The following is a 25,461-nucleotide window of genomic DNA, read 5'->3' as shown; positions in this document are numbered from 1 at the left end:
AGCCGACAGTGACCACCGATCAGCCGACGGTGACACGGAAGTTGAGGCTGCGGGCGCCCTTCTCGTCGGCCGCACCGGTGCCGCAGCGCCGGCAGCGCAGCAGCCGTAAGTCCGTACGGCCCGGGCGGACGGCCTCGAAGGAGAGGTAGCGGGCGGTGCCGGAGCCGGTCGGGGGCGGGCCGGCGGTGACCACGCGCCCGCCGGCGGCCTTGAGGACCGAGGGGTCGGGGCGGGGTTCGGCGATGATCCAGCGATAGCCGTCGGCGGGGTCGTCGGCGACCTTCACACTGAAGCGGTCGCCGGCGGATACCGTGATCTCGGTGTCGTCCGCGTCATAGACCTCGGGCGCCGATAACTGGCTGAAAACGGAGTACAGGGCGATCAGCAGCGCGGCGATCGCGACGGCGATCACCAGCGTCCTGGAGCCCCTCGATATGCCACTGTTCTCCATCCGGCCTCCCCTTTGCCGGGCCCCTATCCGGGCACCGGTCCCGCCCCGAAACCCGAGAGTAACCGCCGCTTTCGATCTTCCACCGACGATCTTCGAACGTGCGCACTCAGAGGATCATCCAAGCCCGCGTCGGGGCCGGCGGTGACGTACGGATACCCTGGGGGCGTGACGTTCCCGGTAGTCGGCATGGTCGGCGGCGGTCAGCTCGCCCGTATGACCCACGAGGCGGGTATCCCCCTCGGCATCAAATTCAAGCTCCTCAGCGACACTCCGCAGGATTCGGCGGCTCAGGTGGTCGGTGATGTCGTCATTGGCGACTACCGCGATCTGGACACGCTGCGTGCCTTCGCCCGTGGCTGCGATGTGATCACCTTCGATCACGAGCATGTTCCCACCGAGCATTTGCGGGCACTGGAGGCCGACGGGATCCCCGTACGGCCCGGCCCCGATGCGCTGGTGCACGCCCAGGACAAGGGGGTGATGCGGGCGAAGCTGGACGCGATCGGCGTGCCCTGCCCGCGGCACCGCATCGTGTCCGATCCCGCCGATGTCGAGCGGTTCGCGGCGGAGGGTGCGGGCTTCCCCGTGATCCTCAAGACCGTCCGCGGCGGCTATGACGGCAAGGGCGTCTGGGTCGTGCGATCCTCCAAGGAGGCCTCCGAGCCGTTCCGCGCCGGGGTGCCCGTCCTTGCGGAGGAAAAGGTCGATTTCGCCCGCGAACTGGCCGCCAACATCGTCCGCTCCCCGCACGGCCAGGCCGTCGCCTACCCGGTCGTGGAGTCCATCCAGGTCGACGGCGTCTGCGACACCGTGATCGCGCCGGCACCCGGCCTCGACCCGGAGCTGGCGGGCCAGGCCCAGGAACTGGCGCTGCGCATCGCCCAGGAGCTGGACGTCGTCGGTCATCTGGCCGTCGAGCTCTTCGAGACCGCCGACGGCCGCATCCTGGTCAACGAGCTCGCCATGCGCCCGCACAACTCCGGCCACTGGACCCAGGACGGCGCGATCACCTCGCAGTTCGCCAACCACGTCCGTGCCGTTCTCGACCTCCCGCTCGGCGATCCGCGCCCGCGCGCCCGCTGGACGGTCATGGCCAATGTCCTCGGCGGCGACTACCCCGACATGTATTACGCGTACCTCCATTGCATGGCGCGGGACCCGCAGCTGAAGATCCATATGTACGGCAAGGATGTGAAGCCCGGCCGTAAGGTCGGCCACGTCAACACCTACGGCGACGATCTGGCGGATGTGCGCGAGCGCGCCGCGCACGCCGCCGGCTATCTGCGAGGAACGATCACCGAATGACGTCCAGCGCAACGACCGCCGACGCGACCCCCGCCGACCCGTCCCCCGTGGTCGGCATCGTCATGGGTTCCGACTCCGACTGGCCCGTCATGGAGGCCGCCGCCCAGGCCCTCGCCGAGTTCGAGATCCCCTACGAGGTCGATGTCGTCTCGGCGCACCGCATGCCGCGCGAGATGATCGCGTACGGGGAGGAAGCGGACGGGCGCGGCCTGAAGGCGATCATCGCGGGCGCCGGCGGCGCGGCCCACCTCCCCGGGATGCTCGCCTCGGTCACCCCGCTGCCGGTCATCGGTGTCCCGGTCCCGCTGAAGTACCTCGACGGGATGGACTCGCTGCTGTCCATCGTGCAGATGCCGGCCGGGGTGCCGGTCGCCACCGTCTCCGTCGGCGGAGCCCGTAACGCCGGGCTGCTGGCCGCCCGGATCCTCGCCACCCAGGACCCCGAACTCCTCGGCCGGATGCGGGAGTTCCAGCAGGAGCTGAACGACCAGGCCACCGAGAAGGGCAAGCGGCTGCGCAACAAGGTCGCCTCCCCGGCCGGTTTCGGCTTCGGGGGCGGCAAGTGAGCTCCTCCCTGGACGCCGCCCGGGATCTGCTCGCCCGCTGGCCCGTCGTCGACGGCCACAACGACCTGCCCTGGGCGCTGCGCGAGCAGGTCCGCTACGACCTCGACCGGCGCGATATCGCCGCCGACCAGTCCGCGCACCTCCACACCGACCTGCCGCGGCTGCGGACCGGCGGCGTCGGCGCGCAGTTCTGGTCGGTGTACGTACGCGCCGACTACGCGGGCGACAAGGCCGTCAGCGCGACCCTCGAACAGATCGATGTGGTGCGGGAGCTGGTCGCCCGCCACCCCGAGGCGCTGCGCCTCGCGTTCACCGCCGACGACATGGAGGCGGCCCGGGACGAGAGCCGGATCGCGTCCCTCATGGGGGCCGAGGGCGGCCACTCCATCCACAACTCGCTGGCCACCCTGCGTGCGCTGCACCGGCTGGGCGTGCGCTATATGACGCTCACCCACAACGACACCCTCGACTGGGCGGACTCCGCGACCGACGAACCGCGCCACCACGGGCTGTCGGCCTTCGGTGAGGAGGTCGTCCGTGAGATGAACCGCTGCGGCATGCTGGTCGACCTCTCGCACGTCTCGGCCGACACCATGCGCGACGCACTGCGCGTCAGCACCGCGCCGGTGATCTTCTCGCACTCCTCCGCGCGGGCCGTCTGCGACCACCCGCGCAACATCCCCGACGACGTGCTGGCGCAGCTGCCCGCCAACGGCGGTGTCGCGATGGCCACCTTCGTGCCGAAGTTCGTGCTGCCCGCGGCCGTCGAGTGGACGCTGCGCGCCGACGAGAACATGCGGGCCCACGGTCTGCACCACCTCGACACCACCGAGGCGGGCATGCGGGTCCAGCGGGACTTCGAAGCCGCGCACCCCCGCCCGATGGCCACCGCGGCCACGGTCGCCGATCACCTCGACCACATGCGCGAGGTTGCCGGTGTCGACCACATCGGTATCGGCGGCGACTTCGACGGCACCGCCTTCACCCCGGCCGATCTGGCTGATGTCGCCGGCTACCCGAACCTGATCGCCGAGCTGCTGGACCGCAAGTGGTCCGAGGCCGACCTGGCCAAGCTCACCTGGCAGAACGCCGTCCGCACGCTGCGCGCCGCCGAGGACGTGGCGCGCGCCGAGCAGCAGCGGCGCGGCCCGTCCCACGCGACGATCGAGCAGCTGGACGGCTGACGCACCGGGCCGGGGCCCTCACCTCAGACAGAGGCAGAACGGGTGCCCGGCCGGGTCGAGATAGACCCGCCAGTCGCGCTTGCCGTCGTCGTGCTGGACGAGCTCGGCCCCCAGCGCGACGATCTTGCGCTCGGCCTCGTCGATCTTCGCTCGCGGTACGTCGAAGTCGAGGTGCAGCTGCTGCGGCACGTCCTGGCCGGGCCACCGCGGCGGCCGGTAGTCCGCCACCCGCTGGAAGGCGAGGGCCCGGCCGTCCGGTCCGGCGACCTCGACCCATTCGTCGTCCCCTCCGGTCACCTGCCAGCCGAGCACCCCGGCGTAGAAACCGGCGAGCGCATGTGGATCGGGACAGTCCAGTGCGACAACACCGAGTGTGATCAGGCTCATGGCGTCACGATAGCTGCGCCTGGGGTGGCTTCCGACGTTTTTGGCTGTCCCGCCGTGGGGCTTGCGGCGCCGCGTACGTGGGGAACTAGGCGCGCGGGCGCCCCAGCGCCCGATACGTCCAGCCCGCCTTGCGCCACAGCTCCGGGTCGAGGGCATTGCGGCCGTCCAGGATGCGGCGTTCGGCGACGACGTCGCCCAACGCGGCCGGGTCCAGCTCGCGGAACTCGCGCCACTCCGTCAGATGCAGCACCACGTCCGCGCCGCGTACCGCCTCCAGCGCGCTGTCCGCGTACGCCAGCGTCGGGAAGAGCCGCCGGGCGTTCTCCATGCCCTTGGGGTCGTACACCGTCACCTGGCCGCCCTGGAGGTGGATCTGGCCGGCGACATTGAGCGCGGGGGAGTCCCGGACGTCGTCCGAGTCCGGCTTGAAGGTCGCCCCCAGAACGGCGACCCGCTTGCCGAGGAAGCCGCCGCCGACCGCGTCCCGGGTCAGCTCGACCATGTGACCGCGGCGGCGCATATTGATCGAGTCGATCTCGCGCAGGAACGTCAGCGCCTGGTCGGCGCCCAGCTCACCGGCGCGCGCCATGAAGGCCCGCAGGTCCTTGGGCAGGCAGCCGCCGCCGAAGCCGATCCCGGCCCGCAGGAACTTCTTGCCGATCCGGTCGTCGTGCCCGATGGCCTCGGCCAGCTTCACCACATCGCCGTCGGCCGCCTCGCAGACCTCCGCCATGGCGTTGATGAAGGAGATCTTCGTCGCCAGGAAGGAGTTGGCGGAGGTCTTCACCAGCTCGGACGTCGGGTAGTCCATGACGATGAAGGGGGAGCCCTCGGCGATCGGGGCGGCATACACCTCGCGCAGCAGCTCCTCGGCCCGCTCACCGGCCACGCCCACGACGATCCGGTCCGGGTGCAGGGTGTCCTTGACGGCGAACCCCTCGCGCAGGAACTCCGGGTTCCAGGCCAGCTCGGCGGCGGCACCCGCCGGGGCGGCCGCGGCCAGCCGCTCGGCGAGCCGGGCCGCGCTGCCGACCGGCACCGTCGACTTGCCGACCACCAGCGCGGGCCGGGTCAGATACGGCGCCAGCGAGTCGAAGGCGGTCTCCACGTACGACATGTCACAGGCGTACTCGCCGTGCTTCTGCGGAGTGTTCACACAGACGAAGTGGACATCGCCGAAGGCCCCGGCCTCCTCGTAGGAGGTGGTGAAGCGCAGCCGGCCGGTCGACCCCTCGATCCCGTCGACATGGCGGCGCAGCAGCTCCTCCAGGCCGGGCTCGTACATCGGGACCTCGCCCCGCTGAAGCATCTCGATCTTCTCGGGGACCACGTCCAGCCCCAGCACCTCGAACCCCAGCTCGGCCATGGCCGCGGCGTGGGTCGCGCCGAGGTAGCCGGTGCCGATCACGGTGATCTTGAGGGCCATGGATGCTCCAAACAGGCAGTGCGGCGCGGGGCGCCGGCGTCGAGGGGCGGGGTCGGGTGACGGGACGGGGGAAAACGGCGCTGACCGAGCATAGTCGGGCCCGGTAGGACCTCCGCCGGGCCGTGGCGGGCAGCTCTGTAACTGTCGGCAACCTCACGTATCCGCAGGCCCGGTCAGGCCCCTAGAATCCGGAGAGGTAAAGAGTTACTTAACGGTAGTTAGCACTGCCGACAGCTCACAGGGGAGTGAGAAAGCGTGGCGGGAACCGCTGATTTCGATCTGTACCGGCCGTCCGAGGAGCACGACATGCTCCGCGAGTCGGTGCGCTCGCTCGCCGAGGCGAAAATCGCGCCGTTCGCCGCCGCGGTGGACGAGGAGGCCCGCTTCCCCCAGGAGGCGCTCGACGCGCTGGTCGCCAACGACCTGCACGCCGTCCATGTACCGGAGGCCTACGGCGGTGCCGGCGCCGATGCGCTGGCGACCGTCATCGTCATCGAGGAGGTCGCCCGCGTCTGCGCCTCGTCCTCCCTCATACCGGCGGTCAACAAGCTCGGCTCGCTGCCGGTGATCCTCTCCGGCTCCGAGGAGCTGAAGGCGAAGTACCTGGGCCCGCTGGCCAAGGGCGACGGGATGTTCTCGTACTGCCTGAGCGAGCCGGACGCCGGTTCCGACGCGGCCGGGATGAAGACCAAGGCCGTCCGCGACGGCGACCATTACATCCTCAACGGCGTCAAGCGCTGGATCACCAACGCCGGCGTCAGCGAGTACTACACGGTCATGGCCGTCACCGACCCCGAGAAGCGCTCCAAGGGCATCTCGGCCTTCGTCGTCGAGAAGAGCGACGAGGGTGTCTCCTTCGGCGCCCCGGAGAAGAAGCTCGGCATCAAGGGCTCCCCGACCCGCGAGGTCTACCTGGACAACGTCCGGATCCCCGCCGACCGCATGATCGGCGCGGAGGGCACCGGCTTCGCCACCGCCATGAAGACCCTGGACCACACCCGCATCACCATCGCGGCCCAGGCGCTCGGCATCGCCCAGGGCGCCCTGGACTACGCCAAGGGCTACGTCCAGGAGCGCAAGCAGTTCGGCAAGCCGATCGGTGACTTCCAGGGCGTCCAGTTCATGCTCGCCGACATGGCCATGAAGGTGGAGGCGGCCCGGCAGCTCACCTACGCCGCGGCGGCCAGGTCCGAGCGGATCTCCGCCGGCGGCAAGGGCGAGGACCTCACCTTCTTCGGCGCCGCGGCCAAGTGCTACGCCTCGGACGCCGCCATGGAGATCACCACGGACGCCGTCCAGCTGCTCGGCGGCTACGGCTACACCCGTGACTACCCGGTCGAGCGGATGATGCGGGACGCCAAGATCACGCAGATCTACGAGGGCACCAACCAGGTCCAGCGGATCGTGATGGCGCGCAACCTGCCGCAGTAAGCGGGCGCGGGCGCGGAAAGCGCACGGAAGAGCACAGCAGAGGGGCCCCGGACCGCAGTGGCGGTCCGGGGCCCCTCTTGGTGCGGTGGGCCGCCGGTCAGTTGCCGGAGACCGTGACCTTCTCGTCGTTGTTCAGCTGCTGGACCAGCTGCCGGAGCTTGGCCTTGTCCCAGACCAGGTTGCCGCCGGTGCTGCCGGAGATCGGCATGTTCATCGACTTGCCCTCGCCGCCGGTCACGCCCTTCATCGCGAAGAACATGTTGCCCAGGGACCACAGGCCCATGTCCTTGTCGACGGTGAGGGTGTCCAGGCCGGCGCTCATCGTCGGGTAGAGCTTGAACGGGTTGAGGACGGTGCCGGGGGTGGCGGTCTGGCTCGCCAGGGTCGCCAGGAACTTCTGCTGGTTCTTCGTCCGGTCCAGGTCCTGTCCGGCGAAGGCGTGCCGGGTCCGGACGAAGGCGAGCGCCTGCTGGCCGTTCAGCGTCTGCTTGCCGGCCGGGAAGTCGGCGCCGGAGCTCTTGTCCTTGAACGCCTTGGGGATGTCCATCTCGACGCCGCCGATGGCGTCCACGATGTTGGCGAAGCCGGCGAAGCCGATCTCGACGTAGTGGTCGATGTGCAGCTTGGTGTTGAACTCGACGGTGCGCACCAGCAGCTCGGGGCCGTCCTCGGCGTACGCCGCGTTGAGCTTGGTGTGCCGCCCGGTGCCCGGGTACTTCTTGCCGGAGTCCGAGCCGACGAACGAGGGTATTTCCACGTCCGAGTCACGCGGCAGGGATATCAGCGTCGGGCCGTTGCTGCCGTCGTGCAGGATCATCATCGAGTCGGTGCGCTTGCCCTCGGCGGAGCCGGTGTGCAGCTTCTGCTTGTCCGCGGCGGACATGCCCTCGCGGCTGTCCGAGCCGACGATCAGGTAGTTCGTGCCGTCGCCCGTCACGGGCCGGTCGATGACCTTGCTCAGGTCCACCTTGCGGCGGAGCTTGCCGTCGGCCCAGAAGTAGGTGGCCACCGAGGTGACCGCCAGCACGGCGACCAGGGTGATGACCGTCCACTTGATGCGCTTGCCCCAGCGGGGGCGCGGCCGGCCGCCGCCGGGACCGTCGCCGTAGCCGTCACCGCCACCACGGCCGCCGCCGTAGACCTGGCCGGTGTTGTAGCCGTTGTCGTATGCGTCGTCGTAGCCCTGGGACTGCTGCGGCGGCACGGCCGCGCCACGGCGCGGGGACATCGACGGCGGCAGCGGGGGCTCGTGCCGCTGATAGCCGGGGCCCGCGTCGCGCTGCACCCGTGGCATCGCGCGCGCCCCCTCCGGCTCGGCACTGCCGCTGCCGTGTCCGTACCGGTTGCCGCTCTGGTCGCCGGACCACCCATTGGGCCACTCATTCATACGGGGAAGTGTGCATGCCGCAGAGGGGTACTCCATAGAGCGGGTGCGGGATCGGGCCACGGCTGTTGCAGAGCTGATGCAAAGCTACGGCGGCCTTCCGCCGCATACCGCAAGCGGCCGTGACCATTCCGACCTGCATGAATGGAAGCAATCATTCCGGATGGTTTCCGGCGAGGGGCGTGAGACCTGTGTCACGGACCTGCGCAAACGGCGAGACCAGTCTCACGATCGGCGCGGGTCGGTGCCCTTCGGCCGACACTTAGGCTGGCTGCATGACCGAACTCGTCACCGACAACCCCGAGGGCGAGGTTGTGGGCAAGCCCACGTCCGTATCCCGCATCACGCTCAGCCACATCATGACGGCCGGTGACACGAACCTGCTGGGAACGGTGCACGGCGGCGTGATCATGAAGCTCGTCGACGATGCGGCGGGCGCCGTGGCCGGACGCCACTCCGGCGGGCCCGCCGTGACCGCCTCCATGGACGAGATGGCCTTCCTCGAACCCGTCCGGATCGGCGACCTCGTGCATGTGCGCGCCCAGGTCAACTGGACCGGCCGCTCCTCGATGGAGGTCGGCGTACGGGTCCTGGCCGAGCGCTGGAACGAATCCCTCCCGCCCGAGCAGGTCGGCTCCGCCTACCTGGTCTTCGCCGCCGTCGACGAGCAGGGCAAGCCGCGCCGGGTGCCGCCGGTGCTCCCCGAGACCGAGCGGGACAAGCGCCGCTACCAGGAGGCGCAGATCCGCCGGACGCACCGCCTCGCCCGGCGACGCGCGATCATGGAGCTGCGTGAACGGCGCGCCGCGGAAGGCCTCGACGACGCATAGCGGCGACCGCCAGTTGCCCGAGCAGCGCCAGTCCCGACCCGATGACCGTGCCGGCCGCCGCGCAGATCACATCGTCGATATCGGCGATCCGGCCGGCCCGCATCAGCACCTGCGCCGTCTCGGTGACCAGACACAGTCCCACGCCCAGCAGGAACGCCACGGCGGCCGACGCTCGCGGGGCCGCGAACCTCAGCAGCAGCGACAGGGGCACGAACAGCGCGGCATCGGCGACCTGCCGCCGCACCAGCATCGTCAGCTCCCCGGGCTCCAGCTGGGCCCCCAGATCGAACAGCCCCTCACCGGGCCGCCACCACACCGTCGCGTCCGTGGAGCCGATCGGCTGGCTCGGCGCGAGCGTCACCACCAGGAGCAGCAGCAGCCACCCGGCGAGCGCCGTCCGGGCCGCGGTGCGCGGCGCGGCACTGCCGGGGGCGAGCGCCGTCCACAGGGCGAGCGCCATGGCCACCGCCAGGGACAGCACCACGAAGAGCGCCACCGTGGTGGGGGTGACGCCCAGCACAACCTGCCACACGATGCGCCCCTTTCAGGAAATCCAGAACATCCGGAGCACCCGGAACAGCCACAGCACGAAGGACCTCCTGGACGTCAGCTACAGCTCCACTTGGTGACATAGACCGTCTCGCCACGCTCCATGACGCCCCGGATGCATTCATCCGCGAGCATCTCCACCCGGCCGCTCAGCACGACGGTGCCGCCCTGTGTCCGCCGGGTGCCGAACCAGCCCGGGAAGGCGGTGATCCGGTCGTTCTTGCGCTGATACCCGAGCCGCACGGTGATCGCGTCCCGGCCGGCCGCCCGCCCGTCGCCCGCCACCGCCCCGGCAGAAGTCGCCTCGCGCCGCTCCGGCACGCCATACCGCCGATAGGTCGCGGTGTACGTACCGTCGGCCCCCACCGGACCGCGCAGACACAGCTGACCGCGCACCAGATCCCCGCAGCCGGTCGGCTCGGCGGGCGCCGCCGGTGCCGTGGCGGCGGTGGCCGCGACCAGGCACATCGCCGCGACGGCCACCGCGATCCGGCGTGCGTCGCGACGTGGGTCCGGACGGCGCGCGGGCGGCCTGGCCGCGGTGCGACGGGGCGCGGGGACGCTCATGCCGCACCCTCGCTTCGCCCGGTCCCGCGCTCGCGAGGCGCGCACCCATCCCTGCTCCCGCTGCGCTCGCTCATGGGCACACGGCCTCGTCACCGGTGATCGCCGAGATCCCGCCCGGCTTCTGCGGCGGCTCCTCGGCCCGTACCCGCTGCACCGCCTGGCGGCCCTGGCCGACCGTCACCTGCATCACCGGCCCCCGCCCGGCCACCGGGCGCAGCTCGGCGCCGGGCAGCGCGACGGCCAGCGAGCGGGCCGAACGGTCCCAGCGCGGGTCGTAGGCGATGACCGTACGGGGCGGCGTGCCGGGAGAGGGGGCGGTGGCGGTAGCGGGGGTGGCCGGGGCGGCGAAGCCGGTGGCGCGCAGGGCGCTGGTCACCGTGGCGGCCGGGCCGGGCCGGTCGCTGCCGTCGCCGACCTGCACCTGGACCTGTCCCGGCGGTACGTCCACGACCCTCGCCCGCGGCTCCTTGCGGTCCCGGTGCATCGCGATCGGCTTGTCCTCGCGGATCGCCTGGAAGAGCTTCGGTGCCTGCACCGGATCCCACCGCACGGTCGAGCCGACCCCCGGCACCGGCTGGGCCACATTGCCCAGGGGGACGGAGGTGAACTCCGAGGACGAGGGGGTGAAGCCACGCATGGCCTGCCCGAGATCGACCAGGTCATTGGCCTCGAAGCCCGAGTCGGCCCGTACCGACTTGAGCATCGTGTCGGCGACGTCCCTGAAGCGGATCGGGTTCATCAGCACTCCGGAGGAGGTGATCTTGTGGATGAGGGCGGCCAGGAAGCGCTGCTGGCGCTGCATCCGGCCGAGGTCGGCGGAGCCGTCGATATGCCGTGAGCGCACGTACTGGAGCGCCTGGCCGCCGTTGAGCTCCGACTTGCCGACCGGCAGATCCAGGCCCGTATAGCTGTCGCGCAACGGCCGTACGGTGCAGATCTCGACCCCGCCGACCGCGTCCACGCTGCGCATGAAGCTGGTGAAGTCGACCTCCAGGTAGTGGTCGATATGCACCCCCGTCATGTGCTCGACGGTCCGCACGGTCAGGCTGGGGCCGCCCTCGGCGTAGGCCGCGTTCAGCTTGATGGCGTGCTTCGCGCGCTGCCCGCCGGTCACCGCGTCCGTATGCGCGGGGACCTCGGCATAGGAGTCGCGGGGGAGGCTGACCACGCTGGCGCGGTCCCGGTCGGCGGAGAGGTGCACCAGCATCAGGGTGTCGGTGCAGTGACAGGGCGCGCCGCCCAGGTGGTACTTCTGCTTCTCCGCGGGGGTGAGCTTGTCGCGCCCGTCCGTGCCGACGACCAGGAAGTTCAGGCCGTCGCCGCCCCCGGGCCGGTCGCTCATGCCCTTGAAGGCGTCCACCCGGCCGATACCGCTCTCCACACCGGTGACCACGGCGTGCCCGACGCCGCTCGCGGCCAGCACCAGCACGGACGTGACGGCGCCGATCCGCAGCCCCCAGCGCGGGCCCGGCGGTCGCCGGCGCGGGCCGGACCGGGCCCGGCGCCTGGCCGGACGGGGGGAGCGGAACGGCGCGGTCACGGGGGACACCTCCGCGGCTGGACGGGCGTGATCGGTGCCCGGCGGGGGGAGCGGATCGGGGCGGGCAGGGGACGATCGGGGGCGAATGCGGCGAGAGCAATGTAAGTCCATATGATCGGATGCAAAGCGTCACACGCCGGACATCTGTTTCCGGCCCACCCGGCTGCGTCCGACGCCGTCCCCCATTCGCGGTAACGTGAGGCGCGATTCTGCAGTCTCCCGGCGGGCGCTGCCGTCGCTGGCGGCTCCGCCGCGGGCCGTACCCCTGAGGAACCATGCCGCAGCAGCAGCCCCCGGCCGTCTCCGTGATCATGCCGGTGCTCAATGAGGAACGACACCTGCGCAACTCGGTCCGGCACATCCTGGAGCAGGAGTACGCCGGTGAGATGGAGGTGGTGATCGCCCTCGGCCCGTCCGCGGACCGTACGGACGAGATCGCCGCCGAGCTCGTCGCCGAGGATGCCCGGGTGCACACGGTGCCGAACCCCACCGGCCGTACCCCCGCGGCGCTGAACGCCGCGATCAAGGCGTCCCGGCATCCGATCGTGGTCCGCGTCGACGGCCACGGCATGCTCTCGCCGAACTACATCGCCACCGCCGTGCGCCTCCTGGAGGAGACCGGCGCCGCGAACGTCGGCGGCATCATGCACGCCGAGGGGGAGAACGCGTGGGAGGACGCGGTCGCCGCCGCGATGACCTCCAAGATCGGTGTGGGCAATGCCGCCTTCCACACGGGCGGGCAGGCCGGCCCCGCCGAGACCGTCTTCCTCGGCGTCTTCCGCCGCGAGGTGCTGGAGCAGCAGGGCGGCTACAACGAGGAGTTCATCCGTGCCCAGGACTGGGAGCTGAACTTCCGTATCCGTGAGGCCGGCGGGCAGATCTGGTTCTCGCCCGAGCTACGGGTGCAGTACCGCCCGCGGCCGAGCGTGAAGGCGCTGGCCAAGCAGTACAAGGACTACGGCAAGTGGCGCCACGTCGTCGCCCGTTACCACGCCGGTTCGATCAACCTGCGCTATCTCGCGCCGCCGACCGCGGTGTGCGCCATCGCGGCGGGCCTGGTGGTCGGCGCGGCGGTCACCCCCTGGGGCCTGGTCGTGCCGGCCGGCTATCTCGCGGCCATCACCGCGGGGTCGTTGCCCGCCGGCAAGGGCCTGTCCCTCAAGGCCCGCGCCCAGATCCCCCTCGCCCTGGCCACCATGCACCTGACCTGGGGCATCGGCTTCCTGACCAGCCCCCGCTCGCTCGCCAAGAAGGTCATCGCCAGCCGCCGCCCGGCGGTCATGACCCCGGCGGCCGGGGCGGAGCGGGCCGGAGCGGAATAGGGCACGGCGGAGCAGGCCGGGCAGGCCGGGCAGGCCGGGGCGGAGCAAAGCCCGGACTGAGTTGGACCGGACGCTCCGGCTAACCTCCCCTCCACACCCGCCCACCCCCCGAAGGGGGGTGGGCGGCGGGGAAAAAACCCAACAGAGCCGCCGACAGCCCCAGTAGGCGCCGGCCCCGTCAGGCGCCGGCCCCGTCAGGCGTGAGTCCCGTCAGATGTCACCCCTGGCCGGCCTGTCGGCCCTTCAAGGCGTCCGGCCTGGGTGTCAGCCCTCCAAGGCGTCAGACAGGGCGCCGGCCCCGGAAGGCCGGCCAGGGTGCCGGCCCTAGAAGCTGTACTGCGGATTCACCTTCATGCAGGCCTTGGAGTCCTCGCCGTTGAGCGCATCCGCGCTGTCCGGGGCCTTGTCGGCGGCCTTCTCTTCGCCCGACTTCTTCGGGTACGCCGAGCCGTTGCGCCAGTCGTTGCCGACCACCAGCCGCATCCCGGTGGCCGAACTGGACTCCCGTACCGCGCTCTTGGGCAGTCCGAGCGCCTTCGCCAGCGCCAGGGCGTCGCCGCGCTGCCCCTTGTCCCGGTACGTGAGGGTGGTGTCGGCCTGGGTGGTGAGCGCGGAGTCGGTGCCGGCCGCGGAGTAGCCGAGGCCGGACAGCCGCTGCTGGACGACCGAAGCGCGGCCGGAGACCGGCCCGCTCACCGTGCTGTTGGTGCCGTTCTGCACCACAACCTTCAGCTGCCCCTTGGGAGTCGACGGCTCGGGGTCCGGCGTCGCCTTCTTCTTCTTGTCCTTGCCGTCCAGCGCGGTGTCGTTGCGCAGCAGCCCGAAGGTCGCCTCCGCGTCGCCGGGCTTGGGCATGACATACGACTCGTCGGGGCTGTACTGCCAGGGCATGGTGACCATCGTGATGCGCTTGGTCGGCACCCGGCTGAGGTCGCCGCCCAGGTCGTAGAGCTTCTTGACGGTGTCGAGGCCGTCGTCGACGGTCAGCGCCCTGGTCGCGGCCTCCGCCAGGTCACGCAGCTGCCCCGGGTTGGAGAGCTTGGTGCCCTTCTTCAGCTGACGGACCATCGAGTTCATGTACATGTGCTGAGCCTTGGCCCGGCCGATGTCGGTGTTGTCCTCGAAGCCGTAGCGGGTACGCAGCCACTGGAGCGCCTGCACGCCCTTGACGGGATGGGTGCCCTTCTCCATCCGCAGCCCGCTGCCGTGGCCCTTGCTGTCGTGCGAGTAGACGTTTCTGTCGACGCAGACCGGGACACCGCCGATGGCGTCCGCCATGTCCACCACGCCGGAGAAGTCGACCATCATGAAGTGGTCGACGTAGATGCCGGTCAGCTCCTGCCAGGTGGCGAGCGTGCAGCCCGGACCGCCGTGCTGGAGCGACTCGTTGATGGCCGCGGAGCTCTGCGGATAGACCTTGTGGGTCTTCGGGTCGGTGCACTCGGGGATCGTCACCCGGGTGTCCCGGGGTATGGAGATCACCGACATGTTGCTGCGGTCGGCGGAGACATGCAGCAGCATCTGCACATCGGCGAGCGGTTTGCGGTCCGCGTCCTGCCGGGCGCCGCCGAGCTCGATGTTCTTCTTGCTGTTCCGGCCGTCCGAGCCCAGCAGCAGGATGTTCAGCGGGCTCTGCCCGAAGGCATTGGGGTCCGGCTTCTTCAGACCGCCCCCGCCCAGGGACCGCGGTGCCTTGCGGAGGTTCGCGTTGAGGTGCTCGTAGTACCAGTATCCGGCGCCCGCGCCGCCCACTATCAGGACGGCGACGGTGAGGGCGGTCCAGCGCAGCACCTTGCGGCCCTTGCCGCCGCGCGGCCGGCCCCCTTTGCGGTGCCCGCCCCCCTCGGCGGGCCCGTCCCCGTCACCGGAGGACACGGCACCGCCCGCGGGGGGCGTCCAGCCGGGTGCGTCCGGCGGCAGCCCCTGGTCCTGGTACGGACCGTCGTCGCAACCCGGCTCCTGTGCATCCGGTTGGCGTCGCCTGCGTGATCGGTCACCACGCACACTGCTCTGCCGCATTGGGCTCTCTCCCCGTTTTCGGTCCGGTGGTGCGCTCGGCGCCTCATCGGGGCGGCCGGATCCCGCTCAGGTCACTTCGCGCAGACGTTCTTGTCATCTGCATTGACGTTCTGCACCCCGTCCGGGGTTTCGGTCGGCGCCTCGATCGGTGAGCCCGGTGCCTTGAAGTCCTTGCCGAGGGTGAGCTTCATCGGTACGCGGTCACCGGCGTTCTGCGAGGACTTCTTCAGCGCGCTCTTGGGCAGCCCCATCCAGTCGGCCAGGGTGGCGGCCTGGCCGGCCTGGTTGGGCGCGTATTCGAGGCGGGTGGCGGCCAGCTTCGCCGGCGCGTTGCCGGCGTTGGTGGAGAGCTTGGCGGCCTTGGTGTTCTGGAGCCAGTCCACGGTCTCCTGGGCCGAGCCGATCGGCCCGCCGCCGTTGGTGACGTCGACCCGCACCTGCTCGGGCGGAGCCTTCTTCGCCGGAGCGGACTTCTTGCCCTTGCCCTTCTTGCCCTTGGCCAGCGCGTGGTCCGCTCGCACCATCGCGAACAGCGGGTCCGCCGCAGTCTTGTTGAGGATGACGGTGGCCGGGTCGTCGGGGTTGTCCAGCACCGGCACCGTGGCGAAGGTGACCTTGTCGATGTCGACCTTCTTGAGGTCGGTACCAAAGTCCAGCAGCTTGTTCGCGCTGCCGATACCGGTGTCGACGGTGAGTGCCTTGGTCGCCGCCTGGCTGACGTCGTAGAGCTTGCCGGGGCTGCTGAAGGCGCTGGACTTCAGCTTGCGGATCAGGGAGCTGAGGAACTGCTGCTGCATCTTGATCCGGTCGAGGTCACTGCCGAATCCGATGGCGTGCCGGGTACGGACGAAGGCCAGTGCCTGCTCGCCCTTGACGATGTGCCGGCCGGCCTTCAACTTCAGGTGCGACTTGGGGTCGTTGAGGTCCTTGCCCGCACACACCTCGACGCCGTCGACCGCGGTGGACAGCGACTTGACCGCATTGAAGTCGGCCATCATGAAGTGGTTTATCTTCAGGCCGGTCAGCTTCTCGACGGTGCGCCAGGTGCAGCCGGGGTCCCGGCCCTCCTGGCCCAGGCTCGTGTTGAAGCGCACCCCGTGCTCGCCGGGGATGTTCTTCGTCGAACCGTCCTTCTGCTTCGTCGGGCAGGTCGGGATGTCCGTGATCATGTCGCGCGGGATGCTCAGCGCGGTGGCGTTCGACCGGTCCTTGGAGATGTGCATCAGGATCGTGGTGTCCGCATGCCCCACGCTGCCGGCGTCGCCGTAGCCGGAGTTGCCCTTCCCGGAGCGGGCGTCCGTGCCGATGATGAGGACGTTGACCGGGCCGTCGGAGACCGCGTCGTTCTCCACACCGACGTCGACCTTGGAGATGTTCCCGTTCAGCTGCTGGTAGAGGTAGAACGCGCCACCGCAGCCGGCGACGAGGACAAAGCCCACCACACCGGCCGTCCAGTACAGCGCCTTCTGCTTGCCGGACTTCTTCGGCTTGCGCTTACGACGGCCGGCCGGGCCCGCCGCCGCTGCCGCAGCACGGCTGCCGGCCGCCCGGCGGGACGCACGGCCGCCGCCGGGGCGCTCGTCGGCATCGGCGCTCTCGTCCCCGCGCGCACGCTGGGTCGGCAGCGGCCGGGTGTCGGTGTCGCCGCCGGACCTGCCCGCGGCGCGTCTGGAGCCGGCCGTTTTGCGGTCGGCGGGGCGAGCGGGGGCTTGACCTGCATGGTCAAGCCGCAGCTCGTAGTTGCCGGTGTTCGGGTCGAACACCCACTGATCGGCGGGATCGACATTGTTGTCGCCCGCCCGCCCACGGCCTTGCGCGTCCACGGTGCCTTGAGTCCTCCGTCGGTGCCACGCGGCGCCATCCCCTCAAGGCGCTCGGTCGGTCGATCGTGCATTGCATGGTTCATCGGTCAGCTGGTCCTGCGACCGGATCGCTCACACTATCCGCCCAGTTCAGCGCCCCGCGACGCTCGTGACAAATTCCACTTGCCTACAACTGGGCAATCCGCCCAATCCATTCGAGTCACCGGCTGTACTTTGCGGCATCTTTATTCGCAGATCCCGTGTTCCGCCGTCGTTCCGGGAAAGGCGGGGCCCGAACTCGGGGACGGCGAGGGCGGTCCGGCCGCCCGGCCGGCCGGTGATCCGTCTCCCGTGCGGACCGGCTCCTCCTTGGTGCCGGGCGGGGGCTTCACCGACACCGGAAGATCCCTGTGCAGCTGTCCGAAGAGCCGGCCGGCGTCCGGCTGGAGCAGCTCGTCGCGGTTGGGGTCGTAGCGGTACTCCCGGCGCGGCACGGTCATGAACTGGACCTGGTCGGTGGGAATGCTGCGGGTACTGCGCACCAATTCGTACAGCCCCTTCAGGGAAGCCAGCGCGGCGTCCGTGGTCAGTGAACTGGTCGCGGCATCCAGCACCGGATACAGCCGGGTCGGATTGAGCAGGACACCATTACTCTGCACTTTCTTCACGAGAGCGCCAAGAAAGTCTTGTTGCCGCTGCATACGCTGGGTGTCGCTGCCGTTGCCCAGGCTCTTACGGGCCCGTACGAATCCGAGCGCGGCCTCGCCGTGCAGCGTCTGCCGGCCCGCGGGCAGGGAGAGCTCCGCCTCGCGGTCGTCGACGGGCCGGGTCAGACAGATCTCGACGCCGTCCACCGCGTCCACCATCTTCTTGAAGCCGACGAAGTCGATGATCAGGTAGTGGTCGACACGGATACCGGTCAGCGTCTCGACCGTCCGGATCGTGCAGGCCGCGCCGCCGAGCGCGAACGCCTCGTTGAACCGGGTCGTCCGCGGTTCGGTCTCCGTGGCGTCCGGGTTCTTGCAGTGCGGAACGGTCACCACCAGATCGCGCGGGATGCTCACCACGGTCGCGCTCCTCCGGTCCGAAGCGAGGTGCAGCAGCATCGTGGTGTCCGAGCGCTGGCCGGTGCTGCGGCCGTATTGGCGGTTGTCGCCCTTACGGCTGTCGGAACCGAGCAGCAGTACGTTCTCGGCGTTCGGCGGGCCCGCGGGGGGCCGCTCGGACTCCCACTTGCGCAGCTCTTTCTCGGTGGCGCTGTCGGTGTGGATATTGCCGTTGAGCTTGGTGTACACCGCCCAGCCGGTACCGGCCCCGCCCAGCAGGAAACCGGCGGTCCCCAGTGCGGCCCAGCGCCGCCAGCCCCACCGGTGGGGCGGAATGCGCGGCGGTCCCGGCCGGTCCGAACCCGGCCCCCGGGCGGGGCGCTCGCCCCAGCCGGTGAACCTGGGGGGTTCGGGGGTCTCGGTCACCTGTGCGTCCATCCCTCACGGAGTCGGCGTCGCGCCCGCACACGGGCCCGGACGGAACAAGAGACGGACGAAACCCGCGCAGGGTTGTACGTACTCAAGATCATGGACCGAAAAGGGCGAACCGGCCCGCCGCGGGCGCCACCGGTCCGCCGGACGGGGGAGTGCCGTTCAGTGCGGCAGCGGCGCCCTGAACGTGATCTTCTCGCTGCTCTCGCGGGTGGCCGTGGCCGGTGCGTCCAGCTGGTCCAGGTGGCGGCACAGCACCACGGAACCGCCGGTCGCCAGCGGCGCGTACAGCCCGTACGACAGGCCCTGCCAGGTGTCGTACGGCAGCCCCGACAGCACCCGGGGCGTCTCGGGCAGCCCGGCCGCGTCCGCGTCGGCCAGCGCGCGTGCCACGATCCCGGCACCGGTCAGCTCCTCGCCGCCGACGACCAGGGCCGCGGCCCCCGGGTCCACCGGTACGAACGGCGCGAACCGGTCGCCCTGGCCCGGCACCTCGACGGCGTAGTCCGCGAAACCCTCCGGCGGCTGCGGGAAACGGCCGCCCAGCGGGCGCAGCGCCAGCGCCACCCGCTCCCCGGAGCAGCCGCGCCCCGCATCGAGCCGGTCCGGCCCGGCGACGACGAGATCGGCGGCGGCCGGATCGCCGTCCACCTCCGCGACCACGCCCACCGACGAGCAGGCCAGCAGCCAGACGGCGGTCTGCCAGTGCGCGGGCAGCAGCAGCGCGAGCCGGTCGCCGGGCTCGGCGGCCAGATCGCCCTGGAGGTAGTTGGCGGTCTTGGCCACCCAATTGGCGAAGGTCGCGACGGACAGTTCCACGCGCTCGCCGGTGGCGTCGTCGTAGAAGGTCACCAGCGGGCGGGCCGGGTCCGCGGCGAGCGCGGAACTCAGCAGGTCGGCGGGGGTGCGATCGGTGGCGTTCATCGCGGCCAGGGTACGCGCGGCGGCGGCCGGCGGCGGGCCGGGCACAGCAGCCTTCGGCCACCGGATCGGCCGATGCCCCGTCAGGCCACCGTTGGCGCGTTCGGTCCGCCCATGTCCAGGATTTTGTCCATGCGCCCCTTCCTCGTGACCTGCCTCGGCGCCGTGTGCACCGCCGCCCTCGCCCTCTCCCTCGCGCCGACGGCCGGTGCGAGCGCCGCCCCCGCCCCGGCCGCCGTGCCGGGCGCCACGAGAACCGGTGATCTGCCGGGCAGCACCCAGTCCCTGCCGGTGGCGACGCTCGGCGCACCCGGCCCGCACACCACCGACCGCGACACCACCACGGTGCCCACCCCCGGGACGCTGGGTCTGCCGGCCCGCACCGTACGGCCGTTCTCCCTGCTCGGGATCGTCTGGGACGACGCCGCCGCCGAGCTGCGGGGCCGGGTCCAGGTCCGCACCCGCGCCACCGGCGGCCACTGGTCCGACTGGCAGGACGTCCAGGTCCACAACGACGACGCCCCCGACCTCGGCTCCGCCGAGCGGCACGGCAGCGGCGTACGGGGCAGCACCGCGCCGTTGTGGGTGGGCGACTCCGACGCCGTCCAACTGCGCATCACCCCCGAGACCCACGACCGCGCACCGGCCACCGTCCCGGCCGGGCTACGGCTGGAACTCGTCGACCCGGGCAGGAAACCGCGCTCCGTCCGCGGCGCGTACGCCGACCCCCCGACCCCGGTCAGCGCCGAGGCCGTCGCGGCCTCCGCCGCCAACGAGGGGCTCGCCCCGCTCGGTGCCACCGAGATCCCGGCCCTCGACCAGGCCGCCTCCGAGGCCGACATCGCCGCGGCGGGCGGGCCGCCTTCGGCCCACCCCGCCATCGGACCGCGCCCCCGCATCGTCACCCGGGCCGGCTGGGGCGCCGACGAGCACCTGCGCGAAAAGGCCTTCACCTACACCCGCACCGTCCGCGCCGCCTTCGTCCACCACAGCGGCTCCGGCAACAACTACACCTGCGAAGAGGCCCCTGCGCTGATCCGCGCCATGTACCGCTTCCACGTCACGAGCAACCACTGGCGGGACATCGGCTACAACTTCCTCATCGACAAGTGCGGAACGGTCTACGAGGGCCGGGCGGGCGGCGTCGCCAAACCCGTCATGGGCGCCCACACCCTCGGCTTCAACTCCGACAGCACCGGCATCGCCGTCCTCGGCGCCTTCACCGACACCGAACCGCCCCGGCCCGCCATCGACGCCATCGCCCGTCTGACGGCCTGGAAGCTCGGTCTCTACGGGGTCGATCCGCGCACCATGACGAAGCTGCTGTCCGCCGGCGGAAACCGCTTCCCCAAGGGCGCCAAGGTCCCGCTGCACGTCATCTCCGGCCACCGGGACGGTTTCACCACCGACTGCCCCGGCCTCCACCTCTACAACAAGCTCGCCGCCACCCGCCTCGCCGCGGCCGGCCTTCAGGGCCGCTGACCTGCTCCGTCGGGCCGGGGCAGCACCCGGGTTTGCGGGCGTCCGGCACGGTGCATGTTGCAGGGACCACTGAACCGTTCCTGTCGTTGGCACGTCTTGGCGACCACGACGTGTGCGCTCCCGGCCCGCGCGGCCCCGTGATCCGAACGGCACGGGGCACCCCCCACCGCCGAGGGCGCCTGCCGGCCCGTCTGCCTACACTGGTCCGCCGATCGGCCGACCCCAGCAGGAAGCAGAGAAGACTCCGTGAGCGTCGTACGTGCAGCCGCCGGGCTGTGGTCGACGACGAGAGCCGCACCGTTGCTCCCTCCTTGCCCGCTATCGGGCAGGAGAGGCCCAGCGGGCGGAGAAGTGAACAGAGGTCACAGTGACTGAAGCGATCCTCCTGGTCGGCGGCAAGGGCACGCGGCTGCGTCCGCTGACGGTGCATACGCCCAAGCCCATGGTCCCGGCGGCCGGTGTGCCGTTCCTCACCCATCAGCTGGCCCGCGCCCGGGCCGCGGGCGTCGAGCACATCGTCCTCGCCACCTCCTACCTCGCCGAGGTCTTCGAGCCGTACTTCGGCGACGGGTCGGCGCTGGGCCTGCACCTGGAGTACGTCACCGAGCACGAGCCGCTGGGCACCGGCGGCGCCATCCGCAATGTCGCCTCGCGGCTGCACTCCGGCCCCGACGACCCGGTACTGATCTTCAACGGCGACATCCTCACCGGCCTGGACATCGCGGCCCTCGTCGGCACCCACCGCACCTCCGGTGCCGATGTCTCGCTGCACCTCACCCGGGTCGAGGACCCGCGCGCCTTCGGCCTCGTACCCACCGACGACACCGGCCGGGTCACCGCCTTCCTGGAGAAGCCGCAGACCCCCGAGGAGATCGTCACCGACCAGATCAACGCCGGCGCCTACGTCTTCAACCGGTCCGTCATCGACACCATCCCGGACGGCCGCCCGGTCTCCGTCGAACGCGAGACCTTCCCCGGCCTGCTCGCCGAGGGCGCCCACCTCCAGGGCATGGTCGACTCCACGTACTGGCTCGACCTCGGCACCCCGCAGGCCTTCGTCCGCGGCTCCGCCGACCTGGTCCTGGGCCGCGCCCCGTCCCCGGCGGTGCCCGGCCGCCGCGGTGACCGGCTGGTCCTGGAGACCGCCGAGGTCGCCCCCGACGCCAAGCTCACCGGCGGCACCGTCGCCGGAGCGCGCACCGTCATCGGCTCCGGCGCCCGGATCGACGGCAGCGCCGTCCTCGAAGGCGCGGTCATCGAGGAGGGCGCCCAGATCCGTGACTCGCTGATCGGCGCCGGCGCGCACATCGGGGCCCGTACGGTCCTGGACGGTGCGGTCATCGGCGACGGCGCGCGGATCGGCGCCGACAACGAGCTGCGCGGCGGCATCCGCATCTGGTGCGACGCCGACATCCCGGCCGGTTCGGTGCGCTTCTCCTCCGACCAGTAGGCCGGTCACGGGGGCCGTGACCGTGCTTGTCCACAGGGCCCGGTCCGCCCCGGCCGCATCGCCTAACCTGGCCGCATGCCCGCCCGTACCTGGCTGCCGCCCGGCCCGTTCGACCTGCACCGCACGCTTGGTGTGTTGCAGCGCGGTCCCGGCGACCCCGCGTTCGCGGTGCGCGGCGGCGAACTGTGGCGCGCCTGCCGTACGCCCCAGGGCCCCGGCACGCTGCGCGTCGCGGCCCGCCCGGCCGCCGGCGGCGTCGAGGCGGAGGCCTGGGGGCCGGGCGCCGACTGGCTGCTGGCGTACCTCCCCGACCTGCTGGGGGAGTCCGACGACCCGGCGCAGCTCACCGCCCGGCACCGCATCGTCCATGAGGCCCGCCGTCGCCACCCCGGCGTCCGGCTGGCGAGGACCGGCCTGGTCCTGGAATCGCTGATCCCCTCGGTCCTGGAGCAGAAGGTCACCAGCGACGAGGCCTACCGCGCCTGGCGGCTCCTGCTCCAGCGGCACGGCGAGCCCGCCCCCGGCCCCTGGGAGCGGATGCGGGTGATGCCGGACCCGCGCGGCTGGGCGCTGATCCCCTCCTGGGAGTGGCACCGCGCAGGCGTCGACGCCAAGCGCTCGTCCACGATCCTGCGCGCGGTGCGGGCCGCCCGCCGGATGGAGGAGGCCGCGCGGATGGATCTCGCGGACGCCACCCGCCGGCTGACGGCGATACCGGGCATCGGCCCGTGGACGGCCGCCGAGACCCTCCAGCGCACCCTCGGCGCGCCGGACGCGATCACGGTCGGCGATCTCCATCTGCCGAAGATCATCGGCTATGCCCTCACCGGCCGCCGCGGCACCACCGACGAGGAGATGCTCGAACTCCTCGCCCCCTACGAGGGCCAGCGGCACCGCGCGGCCAGGCTGATCCTGCTGTCCGGCCGCGTCCCGCCGCGCCGCGCCCCGCGGTTCCCCGTGGGGGACATCGCCCGGCTCTGACTCCGGAGCGGCGGCGCGGTCCGGCGCACGAGGACGGATCAGCACACGTTCACGGATCCGCACACGAGACGGATCAGCGCACGACGACGGATCAGCGCACGATGACGAAGTCGTCGGCGTCCCGCGCCGGACGTGGCGCCGGTGCCGCCGCCGGATGTCCGACGGCCACCGCCCCCATCGGCTCCCAGTCCCCGGGAAGCCCGAGCACGTCGCGGACCACGTCCCGGCAGAACATCGTCGACGAGATCCAGGCGGAGCCCAGACGTTCGCCCGCCAGCGCGACCAGGAAGTTCTGGATCCCCGCGCCGTGGGCCACGACGAACATCTCCCGCTCCGCAGCGCTCCGCCGCGCGTCGGGGTAGTCGTGCGACCCGTCCAGCACCATGCACGGCACCGCCAGATACGGCGCGCTGCGCAGCACCTCGCCGCGCCGCACCCGCTTGGCGACGGACTCCTCCGACTTGCCGTCGCCGCGCAGATCCGCGATCCAGGCGTCCCGCATCGCGTCCAGCAGCCGCGCCCGCGTCTGCGGCGACTCCAGGAGGACGAACCGCCACGGCGTGGTGTGATGCGGCGCCGGGGCCGTGAGCGCCGCCGCCACCGCGCGCCGGACCGCCCCCGGATCGACCGGCTCACCGGTGAAGGCGCGGACCGTACGCCGCGTCGTCACCGCTTCGCGTACGGCCTCAGAGGTGCCCAGCCGGAACATGTCGTCCTCCGCGCCGCGCACCATCGCGCGGGCCCCGGCGCCGTCGCCCGCCTCCTCGACGACATGGGGCAGGCCGCGCACCACTGCGACCGGCAGCCCGGCGGCCTTGCCCTTCACCAGGTCGCCCGCGGCGGCCAGTTCGTCGGCGGTGGCCACGACCGTCGCGCTGAGCGGATTGCCGTACGCATCCGTCCCGCCGCGCAGATCGTCCAGCACCCGCACCCCGGCCGCCCCGATGGCGACATCGGTGAGGCCGTTGCGCCACGGGCGCCCGAAGGTGTCGCTGATGACGACGCCGACCTCGACGCCGAGCGCGGTGCGCAGGCCCGCCCGCAGGGCGCGTGCCGAGGCGTCCGGATCCTCCGGCAGCAACAGCACCGTCCCCGAAGGGGTGTTGGAGGCGTCGACGCCGGCCGCGGCCATCACCAGGCCCTGCCGGTTCTGGACGATCCGCAGCGGGCCGCGCCGGGCCACCACCCGCACCGTCTCCCGGTCGATCGCCGCCTCGCGGTCGGTGGCCTCGACCACCCGGCCCTCGGCCTTGCTGACGATCTTCGAGGTCACCAACAGCACGTCGCCGTCGGCGAGTTGGGGCAGGCCGTCGGCGGTCGCCGCCGCGACGATCAGCTTGACGAGGTCATCGCCCGGCTGCACCTCGGGCACCCCCGGCAGCGCCCACACCCGGTACGCGGGCACCTGGGCGGCGCCGTTCACGCCCGGACCTCCTCGGCCATGGCCAGCGCCTCGCGCACCATCGCGGTCGTCGCGTCCAGGTCCGTCATCATCAGCGGCACGGCCCGGCAGCGAATCCCGGCCTCCTCGACCTCTGCCACAGCGTCCGCGTCCACGGTGTCGACCAGCCAGCCGTCCAGCAGCCCGGAGCCGTAGTGGCGTGCGACGGCCGAGGCGGTCGCCTCCACACCCACCGCCGCCAGTACCTTGTCCGCCATCCCGCGCACGGGGGCGTCGCCGACGATCGGCGAGAGACCGACCACCGGCACCCCGGCGTCCGCGATGGACTCACGGATGCCCGGCACCGCCAGGATCGTCCCGATGCTGACCACCGGGTTGGACGGCGGGAACAGCACCACATCCGCCTCGGCGATGGCCTCCAGCACACCCGGTGCGGGCTTGGCCTGGTCCGCGCCGACCGGCACCACGGCATGCGCCGGCACCGAGGCGCGCAACCGCACCCAGTACTCCTGGAAATGGACCGCCTTGCGCTCGCCGTCCTCGTCGTCGATCGCTACATGGGTCTCGACCCGGTCGTCGGACATCGGCAGCAGCCGGACGCCGGGCTTCCAGCGCGCGCACAGCGCCTCGGTGACGGCGCTGAGGGGGTATCCGGCGCCCAGCATCTGGGTCCGCACGATGTGGGTGGCGAAGTCCCGGTCGCCGAGCCCGAACCACTCGGGGCCGACGCCGTAGGCGGCCAACTCCTCCTTCACCCGGAAGGTTTCGTCGGTCCGGCCCCAGCCCTGCTCCTCATTGATGCCGCCGCCGAGCGTGTACATCACGGTGTCGAGGTCGGGACACACCTTGAGCCCGAACAGATGGATGTCGTCGCCGGTGTTGCCGATGACGGTGAGGTCCGCGTCCGGAGCCGCTGCCTTCAGTCCCCGCAGAAAGCGGGCGCCGCCGATACCGCCGGCCAGAACCACGATTCGCATGGCCCCA

General features: G+C 71.5%; 22 protein-coding genes. 9 read left to right on the top strand and 13 right to left on the bottom strand.

Annotation, left to right across the window (positions count from 1 at the left end; genetic code table 11):
• Window positions 1–19: 19 nt before the first annotated feature.
• Window positions 20–451, bottom strand: coding sequence for a protease inhibitor I42 family protein (locus IF67_RS0127030; protein WP_234341358.1), 432 nt, complete (start codon window positions 449–451; stop codon window positions 20–22).
• A gap of 165 nt (window positions 452–616) precedes the next feature.
• Here IF67_RS0127030 and IF67_RS0127025 point away from each other — a divergent pair, with 165 nt between their 5' ends.
• From IF67_RS0127025 to IF67_RS0127015, 3 genes are read left to right on the top strand one after another with little or no spacing between them, the layout of a single operon-like run.
• The gene (locus tag IF67_RS0127025) at window positions 617–1,756 is read left to right on the top strand and encodes a 5-(carboxyamino)imidazole ribonucleotide synthase (protein ID WP_037839902.1); all 1,140 of its coding nucleotides are present in this window, start codon (window positions 617–619) and stop codon (window positions 1,754–1,756) included.
• Window positions 1,753–2,322: a 5-(carboxyamino)imidazole ribonucleotide mutase gene (purE, locus tag IF67_RS0127020; protein ID WP_030989927.1), complete on the top strand. Its 570-nt coding sequence runs from the start codon at window positions 1,753–1,755 to the stop codon at window positions 2,320–2,322. The genes IF67_RS0127025 and purE overlap by 4 nt, the downstream gene beginning before the upstream one ends.
• Window positions 2,319–3,506 carry a dipeptidase gene (locus tag IF67_RS0127015; RefSeq protein WP_030989925.1) on the top strand — a complete coding sequence of 396 codons (1,188 nt, stop codon included), beginning with the start codon at window positions 2,319–2,321 and terminating at the stop codon, window positions 3,504–3,506. The genes purE and IF67_RS0127015 overlap by 4 nt, the downstream gene beginning before the upstream one ends.
• Before the next feature lie 18 nt (window positions 3,507–3,524).
• Here IF67_RS0127015 and IF67_RS0127010 read toward each other — a convergent pair whose 3' ends face one another.
• Both IF67_RS0127010 and IF67_RS0127005 read right to left on the bottom strand, forming a co-directional pair.
• Window positions 3,525–3,893, bottom strand: a complete 369-nt coding sequence (locus IF67_RS0127010) for a VOC family protein (protein WP_030989923.1) — start codon at window positions 3,891–3,893, stop codon at window positions 3,525–3,527.
• A gap of 85 nt (window positions 3,894–3,978) precedes the next feature.
• Window positions 3,979–5,319 (bottom strand): UDP-glucose dehydrogenase family protein, encoded by a 1,341-nt coding sequence (locus tag IF67_RS0127005; RefSeq protein ID WP_030989921.1) that lies wholly within the window; start codon window positions 5,317–5,319, stop codon window positions 3,979–3,981.
• A 255-nt stretch (window positions 5,320–5,574) separates the two neighbouring features.
• Between IF67_RS0127005 and IF67_RS0127000 the strand changes: the two genes are divergently transcribed.
• Window positions 5,575–6,750, top strand: a complete 1,176-nt coding sequence (locus tag IF67_RS0127000; protein ID WP_030989919.1) for an acyl-CoA dehydrogenase family protein — start codon at window positions 5,575–5,577, stop codon at window positions 6,748–6,750.
• Window positions 6,751–6,847: 97 nt separating this feature from the next.
• Here the strand turns inward: IF67_RS0127000 and IF67_RS0126995 are convergent, their stop codons facing one another.
• Entirely contained in the window at window positions 6,848–8,137 is a 1,290-nt protein-coding gene (locus IF67_RS0126995; protein ID WP_030989918.1) for an LCP family protein, read from the bottom strand.
• A 272-nt stretch (window positions 8,138–8,409) separates the two neighbouring features.
• Here IF67_RS0126995 and IF67_RS0126990 point away from each other — a divergent pair, with 272 nt between their 5' ends.
• Window positions 8,410–8,964 carry an acyl-CoA thioesterase gene (locus tag IF67_RS0126990; RefSeq protein WP_030989916.1) on the top strand — a complete coding sequence of 185 codons (555 nt, stop codon included), beginning with the start codon at window positions 8,410–8,412 and terminating at the stop codon, window positions 8,962–8,964.
• Here IF67_RS0126990 and IF67_RS0126985 read toward each other — a convergent pair.
• The 3 genes from IF67_RS0126985 to IF67_RS0126975 form a co-directional block, all read right to left on the bottom strand.
• Entirely contained in the window at window positions 8,915–9,496 is a 582-nt protein-coding gene (locus IF67_RS0126985) for a VanZ family protein (protein WP_030989913.1), read from the bottom strand. The genes IF67_RS0126990 and IF67_RS0126985 overlap by 50 nt on opposite strands.
• A gap of 74 nt (window positions 9,497–9,570) precedes the next feature.
• Window positions 9,571–10,080: a hypothetical protein gene (locus IF67_RS0126980; RefSeq protein WP_030989911.1), complete on the bottom strand. Its 510-nt coding sequence runs from the start codon at window positions 10,078–10,080 to the stop codon at window positions 9,571–9,573.
• A gap of 70 nt (window positions 10,081–10,150) precedes the next feature.
• Window positions 10,151–11,620: an LCP family protein gene (locus tag IF67_RS0126975; protein ID WP_037839900.1), complete on the bottom strand. Its 1,470-nt coding sequence runs from the start codon at window positions 11,618–11,620 to the stop codon at window positions 10,151–10,153.
• A 275-nt stretch (window positions 11,621–11,895) separates the two neighbouring features.
• On the opposite strand from IF67_RS0126975, the gene IF67_RS0126970 reads away from it, so the two are divergent.
• Window positions 11,896–12,942, top strand: coding sequence for a glycosyltransferase family 2 protein (locus IF67_RS0126970; RefSeq protein ID WP_030989906.1), 1,047 nt, complete (start codon window positions 11,896–11,898; stop codon window positions 12,940–12,942).
• A 324-nt stretch (window positions 12,943–13,266) separates the two neighbouring features.
• On the opposite strand, the gene IF67_RS0126965 is transcribed toward IF67_RS0126970, so the two are convergent.
• The 4 genes from IF67_RS0126965 to IF67_RS0126950 all read right to left on the bottom strand — a co-directional run bounded on the left by IF67_RS0126965 (window position 13,267) and on the right by IF67_RS0126950 (window position 19,165).
• Window positions 13,267–14,961 (bottom strand): LCP family protein, encoded by a 1,695-nt coding sequence (locus IF67_RS0126965; protein ID WP_030989904.1) that lies wholly within the window; start codon window positions 14,959–14,961, stop codon window positions 13,267–13,269.
• Window positions 14,962–15,032: 71 nt separating this feature from the next.
• Entirely contained in the window at window positions 15,033–16,784 is a 1,752-nt protein-coding gene (locus tag IF67_RS0126960) for an LCP family protein (protein ID WP_030989902.1), read from the bottom strand.
• Between the two features lie 224 nt (window positions 16,785–17,008).
• A complete protein-coding gene (locus IF67_RS0126955; RefSeq protein WP_420708720.1) occupies window positions 17,009–18,235 on the bottom strand; it encodes an LCP family protein in 1,227 nt (408 codons plus the stop codon).
• A 168-nt stretch (window positions 18,236–18,403) separates the two neighbouring features.
• The gene (locus tag IF67_RS0126950; protein ID WP_030989899.1) at window positions 18,404–19,165 is read right to left on the bottom strand and encodes a TIGR03089 family protein; all 762 of its coding nucleotides are present in this window, start codon (window positions 19,163–19,165) and stop codon (window positions 18,404–18,406) included.
• A gap of 129 nt (window positions 19,166–19,294) precedes the next feature.
• Between IF67_RS0126950 and IF67_RS0126945 the strand changes: the two genes are divergently transcribed.
• The 3 genes from IF67_RS0126945 (at window position 19,295) to IF67_RS0126935 (ending at window position 23,075) form a co-directional block, all read left to right on the top strand.
• Window positions 19,295–20,644, top strand: coding sequence for a peptidoglycan recognition protein (locus IF67_RS0126945; RefSeq protein WP_030989897.1), 1,350 nt, complete (start codon window positions 19,295–19,297; stop codon window positions 20,642–20,644).
• A 367-nt stretch (window positions 20,645–21,011) separates the two neighbouring features.
• On the top strand, window positions 21,012–22,094 hold the full coding sequence (locus IF67_RS0126940) for a nucleotidyltransferase family protein (RefSeq protein ID WP_030989896.1): 1,083 nt from the start codon (window positions 21,012–21,014) through the stop codon (window positions 22,092–22,094).
• A 75-nt stretch (window positions 22,095–22,169) separates the two neighbouring features.
• Window positions 22,170–23,075, top strand: a complete 906-nt coding sequence (locus IF67_RS0126935; protein ID WP_030989894.1) for a DNA-3-methyladenine glycosylase family protein — start codon at window positions 22,170–22,172, stop codon at window positions 23,073–23,075.
• A 91-nt stretch (window positions 23,076–23,166) separates the two neighbouring features.
• Here IF67_RS0126935 and IF67_RS0126930 read toward each other — a convergent pair whose 3' ends face one another.
• Together IF67_RS0126930 and cofD are read right to left on the bottom strand one after the other, a co-directional pair.
• The gene (locus tag IF67_RS0126930; protein ID WP_030989892.1) at window positions 23,167–24,498 is read right to left on the bottom strand and encodes a coenzyme F420-0:L-glutamate ligase; all 1,332 of its coding nucleotides are present in this window, start codon (window positions 24,496–24,498) and stop codon (window positions 23,167–23,169) included.
• A complete protein-coding gene (cofD, locus tag IF67_RS0126925) occupies window positions 24,495–25,454 on the bottom strand; it encodes a 2-phospho-L-lactate transferase (protein WP_030989890.1) in 960 nt (319 codons plus the stop codon). Before cofD ends, IF67_RS0126930 begins: the two co-directional genes overlap by 4 nt.
• Window positions 25,455–25,461: the final 7 nt, after the last annotated feature.

The sequence above is a fragment of the Streptomyces sp. NRRL S-1813 genome, from assembly GCF_000719605.1.
Classification (GTDB): domain Bacteria; phylum Actinomycetota; class Actinomycetes; order Streptomycetales; family Streptomycetaceae; genus Streptomyces; species Streptomyces decoyicus.
The sequence above is the reverse complement of the archived record's forward strand: the minus strand, read 5'-3'. Positions and strand labels throughout refer to the sequence as shown.